The 5,394-nt window shown below is 56.5% G+C and carries 3 rRNA genes; all 3 read left to right on the top strand.

From position 1 onward, the window contains the following. The first annotated feature begins 199 nt into the window (after positions 1 to 199). The 3 genes from NA3_RS34855 to rrf all read left to right on the top strand — a co-directional run bounded on the left by NA3_RS34855 (position 200) and on the right by rrf (position 5,346). A 16S ribosomal RNA gene (locus tag NA3_RS34855) occupies positions 200 to 1,716 on the top strand. Positions 1,717 to 2,045: 329 nt separating this feature from the next. Continuing rightward, a 23S ribosomal RNA gene (locus NA3_RS34850) occupies positions 2,046 to 5,161 on the top strand. 68 nt (positions 5,162 to 5,229) lie between these two features. Next, positions 5,230 to 5,346, top strand: a 5S ribosomal RNA gene (gene rrf, locus NA3_RS34845). Together the 16S, 23S and 5S rRNA genes form the textbook arrangement of a ribosomal RNA operon. Positions 5,347 to 5,394: the final 48 nt, after the last annotated feature.

Raw genomic sequence — 5,394 nt, 5'->3', positions numbered from 1 at the left:
TGCGTGTGTTCTTTGAGAACTCAATAGTGTGTCGATGAATGTCAGTGCCAAATGTTTTATTTTGGTTCCGATCTTCACCCCCCGTGTGAGGGTCGGACATTTTTGTCAGCTAATTTTCCGGCTGGCGTTTTAGTTAGGTTTTCGGACTCTGGTTCGAGATACTTCCGATTTGCTCCTTCAGGGGGCGAGTTGAGAGTCTTCAACGGAGAGTTTGATCCTGGCTCAGGACGAACGCTGGCGGCGTGCTTAACACATGCAAGTCGAGCGGTAAGGCCCTTCGGGGTACACGAGCGGCGAACGGGTGAGTAACACGTGGGTGATCTGCCTCGTACTCTGGGATAAGCCTGGGAAACTGGGTCTAATACCGGATATGACCACGAATCGCATGATTTGTGGTGGAAAGATTTATCGGTGCGAGATGGGCCCGCGGCCTATCAGCTTGTTGGTGGGGTAATGGCCTACCAAGGCGACGACGGGTAGCCGGCCTGAGAGGGCGACCGGCCACACTGGGACTGAGACACGGCCCAGACTCCTACGGGAGGCAGCAGTGGGGAATATTGCACAATGGGCGGAAGCCTGATGCAGCGACGCCGCGTGAGGGATGACGGCCTTCGGGTTGTAAACCTCTTTCGACAGGGACGAAGCGCAAGTGACGGTACCTGTAGAAGAAGCACCGGCCAACTACGTGCCAGCAGCCGCGGTAATACGTAGGGTGCGAGCGTTGTCCGGAATTACTGGGCGTAAAGAGCTTGTAGGCGGTTCGTCGCGTCGATCGTGAAAACTTGCAGCTCAACTGCGAGCTTGCGGTCGATACGGGCGGACTAGAGTACTGCAGGGGAGACTGGAATTCCTGGTGTAGCGGTGAAATGCGCAGATATCAGGAGGAACACCGGTGGCGAAGGCGGGTCTCTGGGCAGTAACTGACGCTGAGAAGCGAAAGCGTGGGTAGCGAACAGGATTAGATACCCTGGTAGTCCACGCCGTAAACGGTGGGCGCTAGGTGTGGGTTTCCTTCCACGGGATCCGTGCCGTAGCTAACGCATTAAGCGCCCCGCCTGGGGAGTACGGCCGCAAGGCTAAAACTCAAAGGAATTGACGGGGGCCCGCACAAGCGGCGGAGCATGTGGATTAATTCGATGCAACGCGAAGAACCTTACCTGGGTTTGACATACACCAGAAAGCCGTAGAGATACGGCCCCCCTTGTGGTTGGTGTACAGGTGGTGCATGGCTGTCGTCAGCTCGTGTCGTGAGATGTTGGGTTAAGTCCCGCAACGAGCGCAACCCTTGTCCTGTGTTGCCAGCGCGTTATGGCGGGGACTCGCAGGAGACTGCCGGGGTCAACTCGGAGGAAGGTGGGGACGACGTCAAGTCATCATGCCCCTTATGTCCAGGGCTTCACACATGCTACAATGGCCGGTACAGAGGGCTGCGATACCGTGAGGTGGAGCGAATCCCTTAAAGCCGGTCTCAGTTCGGATCGGGGTCTGCAACTCGACCCCGTGAAGTTGGAGTCGCTAGTAATCGCAGATCAGCAACGCTGCGGTGAATACGTTCCCGGGCCTTGTACACACCGCCCGTCACGTCATGAAAGTCGGTAACACCCGAAGCCGGTGGCCTAACCCTTGTGGAGGGAGCCGTCGAAGGTGGGATCGGCGATTGGGACGAAGTCGTAACAAGGTAGCCGTACCGGAAGGTGCGGCTGGATCACCTCCTTTCTAAGGAGCACTTCTCCGGATGGTGTCTCGAACAGTCGAGATCGCCTCTGGCAGAGACAGTTTCGGACTCACATGTAGTCCGGCTGGAGCTCATGGGTGGAACGCTGACAACCTCTTCCGCGTATCGGCTGGTACTCAGTGACCGGCCGGCGGGTGATATATCGACACACTGTTGGGTCCTGAAAGAACAGACGTTCTTTCCAGGCAAAAGATACGACAAGGTCTTCTCCGCGTGTCATACCGCGGGTTTTCTTCCCGGCTGGTGCCGCAGTGGTGAGAAGGTCTTGTGTGTTGTTTGAGAACTGCACAGTGGACGCGAGCATCTTTGTTTGTAAGTGTGTAAGAGCGTACGGTGGATGCCTTGGCACCAGGAGCCGATGAAGGACGTAGGAGGCTGCGATAAGCCTCGGGGAGCTGTCAACCGAGCTGAGATCCGAGGATTTCCGAATGGGGAAACCCAGCACGAGTGATGTCGTGTTACCCGCCGTTGAATATATAGACGGTGTGGAGGGAACGTGGGGAAGTGAAACATCTCAGTACCCACAGGAAGAGAAAACAATAGTGATTCCGTGAGTAGTGGCGAGCGAAAGCGGAAGAGGCTAAACCGGTTGTGTGTGATAGACGGCAGTCGTTGCATAGCCGGGGTTGTGGGACCTGCTTTCTCAGATCTGCCGATCTGGGCGACAGTCAGAAAAGATCGCGTTAGTCGAATTGGTCTGGGACGGCCAACCGTAGACGGTGAGAGTCCGGTAGACGAAAACGTGTTCTCTGTTGTAGCAGGCACCCGAGTAGCAGCGGGCCCGTGAAATCTGCTGTGAATCTGCCGGGACCACCCGGTAAGCCTGAATACTCCCTGGTGACCGATAGCGGACTAGTACCGTGAGGGAAAGGTGAAAAGTACCCCGGGAGGGGAGTGAAATAGTACCTGAAACCGTGCGCTTACAATCCGTCAGAGCCTTCGATTTCGGTCGTGGGGTGATGGCGTGCCTTTTGAAGAATGAGCCTGCGAGTCATCGGTGTGTGGCGAGGTTAACCCGTGTGGGGTAGCCGTAGCGAAAGCGAGTCCGAATAGGGCGTTTGAGTCGCATGTCATGGACCCGAAGCGGAGTGATCTACCCATGGCCAGGGTGAAGCGACGGTAAGACGTCGTGGAGGCCCGAACCCACTTAGGTTGAAAACTGAGGGGATGAGCTGTGGGTAGGGGTGAAAGGCCAATCAAACTCCGTGATAGCTGGTTCTCCCCGAAATGCATTTAGGTGCAGCGTCGCGTGTTTCACACTGGAGGTAGAGCTACTGGATGGCCTAGGGGGCCCACAAGCTTACCGAAGTCAGCCAAACTCCGAATGCCGGTGTGTGAGAGCGCGGCAGTGAGACTGCGGGGGATAAGCTTCGTAGTCGAGAGGGAAACAGCCCAGATCGCCGGCTAAGGCCCCTAAGCGTGTACTAAGTGGAAAAGGATGTGGGGTCGCTGAGACAACCAGGAGGTTGGCTTAGAAGCAGCCACCCTTGAAAGAGTGCGTAATAGCTCACTGGTCAAGTGATCCTGCGCCGATAATGTAGCGGGGCTCAAGTACACCGCCGAAGCCGCGGCACTCAGTCATACAGATCGCCTTCGGGCCAGTCGACTGGGTGGGTAGGGGAGCGTCGTGTAGCCAGGGAAGCAGCGGGGTGACCTAGTTGTGGAGGCTGCGCGAGTGAGAATGCAGGCATGAGTAGCGAAAGACGAGTGAGAAACTCGTCCGCCGAATGACCAAGGGTTCCTGGGCCAGGTTAATCCGCCCAGGGTGAGTCGGGACCTAAGGCGAGGCCGACAGGCGTAGTCGATGGACAACGGGTTGATATTCCCGTACCCGTGTATCCGCGCCCAATGGCGAATCATCTGTGCTAACCATCCAAATGTGGACGGATCTCCTTCGGGAGACCTGAAGCGGCTGCATGGGACCCTGGGTGTAGTAGTCAAGCGATGGGGTGACGCAGGAAGGTAGCTGGGCCCGGTGGTGGATTACCGGGTGTAAGCCTGTAGGGCGAGACATAGGCAAATCCGTGTCTCATATGGCCTGAGAGGTGATGCGTAGCCGGTTGAGGTGAATTCAGTGATCCTATGCTGCCGAGAAAAGCCTCTAGTGAGTTGGTACACGGCCCGTACCCCAAACCGACACAGGTGGTCAGGTAGAGAATACTAAGGCGATCGAGATAACTGTGGTGAAGGAACTCGGCAAAATACCTCCGTAACTTCGGGAGAAGGAGGGCCCGATCTGGTGATGAGTCTTGCACTCGGAGCTGGGTTGGGTCGCAGAGACCAGAGAGAAGCGACTGTTTACTAAAAACACAGGTCCGTGCGAAGTCGTAAGACGATGTATACGGACTGACGCCTGCCCGGTGCCGGAAGGTTAAGAGGACCGGTTAGCGCAGTAATGCGCGAAGCTGAGAATTTAAGCCCCGGTAAACGGCGGTGGTAACTATAACCATCCTAAGGTAGCGAAATTCCTTGTCGGGTAAGTTCCGACCTGCACGAATGGCGTAACGACTTCTCTGCTGTCTCCACCACAGACTCGGCGAAATTGCATTACGAGTAAAGATGCTCGTTACGCGCGGCAGGACGAAAAGACCCCGGGACCTTCACTATAGCTTGGTATTGGTGTTCGGTACGGTTTGTGTAGGATAGGTGGGAGACTGTGAAGCGGGCACGCCAGTGTTCGTGGAGTCGTCGTTGAAATACCACTCTGGTCGTATTGGACCTCTAACCTCGGGCCATGATCTGGTTCAGGGACAGTGCCTGGTGGGTAGTTTAACTGGGGCGGTTGCCTCCCAAAATGTAACGGAGGCGCCCAAAGGTTCCCTCAGCCTGGTTGGCAATCAGGTGTTGAGTGTAAGTGCACAAGGGAGCTTGACTGTGAGACTGACAGGTCGAGCAGGGACGAAAGTCGGGACTAGTGATCCGGCACCGGCATGTGGAAGCGGTGTCGCTCAACGGATAAAAGGTACCCCGGGGATAACAGGCTGATCTTCCCCAAGAGTCCATATCGACGGGATGGTTTGGCACCTCGATGTCGGCTCGTCGCATCCTGGGGCTGGAGTAGGTCCCAAGGGTTGGGCTGTTCGCCCATTAAAGCGGCACGCGAGCTGGGTTTAGAACGTCGTGAGACAGTTCGGTCTCTATCCGCCGCGCGCGTTAGAAACTTGAGGAAGGCTGTCCCTAGTACGAGAGGACCGGGACGGACGAACCTCTGGTGTGCCAGTTGTCCCGCCAGGGGCACGGCTGGTTGGCCACGTTCGGAAGGGATAACCGCTGAAAGCATCTAAGCGGGAAGCCTGTTCCAAGATGAGGTTTCTCACCCCTTTAAGGGGGTAAGGCCCCCAACAGACCATTGGGTTGATAGGCCAGAACTGGAAGTGCGGTAACGCATGGAGGTGACTGGTACTAATAGGCCGAGGACTTACCAACAAAGCTGCTACGCGTCCACTGTGCGGTATCTGAAACAACACACGACTGTGTGGATAGTTTCATAGAGTTACGGCGGCTATAGCGGTGGGGAAACGCCCGGTCCCATTCCGAACCCGGAAGCTAAGGTCACCTGCGCCGATGGTACTGCACTCGACAGGGTGTGGGAGAGTAGGACACCGCCGGAACATACATTCAGGTAAGGCCCCCAACCAGCAGGTTGGGGGCCTTACCCA

It is taken from the genome of Nocardia africana NBRC 100379 (assembly GCF_001612635.1).
Taxonomy (GTDB): domain Bacteria; phylum Actinomycetota; class Actinomycetes; order Mycobacteriales; family Mycobacteriaceae; genus Nocardia; species Nocardia africana.
The sequence above is the reverse complement of the archived record's forward strand: the minus strand, read 5'-3'. Positions and strand labels throughout refer to the sequence as shown.